We start from the raw sequence: 1,524 nt of genomic DNA on the forward strand, positions 1-1,524 counted from the left end.
GGTGAAGATCATCGGGGCGGCGCGCACCAGTGTTTCGGTGATGGCGTAGCTGTCGCCGAGCGAGGCGGACAGCATCACCCCATAGGCCTCGATGATGCCGGCGCCGGCGACCGCTATGAGCCCGCTGCAGAGCACCAGCGTAACGGCGATCGCGATGAGCGGGAGGGCCAGGTTGAACCAGGCGGGGGTCGAGGTGCGGGCTTCAAGGCGAAACATCAGGCGGCCTCCTCGGTGTGCCCGGCGCCGGTCATCATCAGGCCGAGCCTGGCGACGGTGGCATCCGCGCTGGGAAGCGTGCCGGCGATGCGGCCCTCATACATCACGGCGATGCGATCCGAGAGCATCAGCAATTCCTCGAGGTCCTCGCCGATGACGATGATGCCGCAGCCTCTGGCGCGCATGGCGAGGAATTTCTCGTGGATGAAGCGCGCGGCGCCGATGTCGAGGCCGCGCGTCGGCTGCGAGACGATCAGCACTTTCGGATCGAAGGCGAGCTCGCGCGCCAGCAGCGCCTTCTGCAGATTGCCGCCGGACAGGGCGCCGGCGCGTACCATCGGGCCGGGGCAGCGAATATCAAAGGCCTTGATCTGTTCCTCGGCGAAGGCGCGGATCGCGGCCGGGTTGAGCAAGCCCTTGCGGCTGAAGGCCTCGGTGCCGATGCGCGGCAGCACCATGGAGTCGGCCAAAGGCAGGTTGGTCACCAGGCCGGTCGTCATCCGGTCTTCCGGAATGCGGCCGAGGCCGAGCGCCTGCAGTTCGCGCGGCGAGAATTGCGCAACCGTTTTGCCGGCTATCGTCATCGTGCCGGCCTTGGGCGCCAGCATGCCGGAAATGACGTCGGCCAGCGCGCGCTGACCATTGCCGGAGACGCCGGCGATGCCGAGGATCTCGCCGGCGCGGACGAAAAGCGAGACGTCGCGCAGCGGCGTGCCGGCGTGGCCCGAGGTGGAGATGCCGTCGAGCGTCAGCACGGAAGCGCCAGGTGTCGAGGCTTCCCTGACCGGCGGGACGATTTCGTGGCCGCACATCAGCTTCGCCATCTCGGCCGAGGTCGTTTGCGCCGGATGATCGACGCGGCCGGCGACCTTGCCGTGGCGCAGCACGACGCAGCGATGGGTGAGCGCACGGACCTCGTTGAGCTTGTGCGAGATGAAGATGATGCCCAGTCCTTGCGCCGCCATGGAGCGCAGGGCGGCGAACAGGCCGTCGACCTCCGAAGGCGCCAGCACGGCCGTCGGCTCGTCGAGGATCAAAAGCTTCGCGCCGCGAAACAGCGCCTTGATGATTTCCAGCCGCTGCTGCTCGCCGACCGACAAGGCCGAAACCGGCAGGCTCGGATCGAGGCTCAGCCCGTATTGCCGGCTGATCTCGGTGAGCCGCGCCAGCCCGCCGGCGCGGTCGATCCGGCCCGACTTGCCGGGAATGCCGATCAGGAGGTTCTCCAGCACCGTCAGGCGCGGCGCGAGGTGAAAATGCTGGTGCACCATGCCGATGCCGGCGGCGAGCGCATCGGCGGAATTATGG

The 1,524-nt window shown here is 68.0% G+C and carries 1 protein-coding gene and 1 pseudogene; both read right to left on the reverse strand.

What is annotated here, in order from left to right:
- Nucleotides 1-216, reverse strand: a pseudogene (locus EOD07_RS33950) (ABC transporter permease); the annotation flags it as partial.
- Nucleotides 216-1,524 (reverse strand): ABC transporter ATP-binding protein (locus EOD07_RS33955; RefSeq protein WP_164772819.1); only part of this gene is annotated, 1,309 nt, incomplete at its 5' end. The gene EOD07_RS33955 and the pseudogene EOD07_RS33950, both read right to left, overlap by 1 nt.

It is taken from the genome of Mesorhizobium sp. M2C.T.Ca.TU.002.02.1.1 (assembly GCF_003997225.1).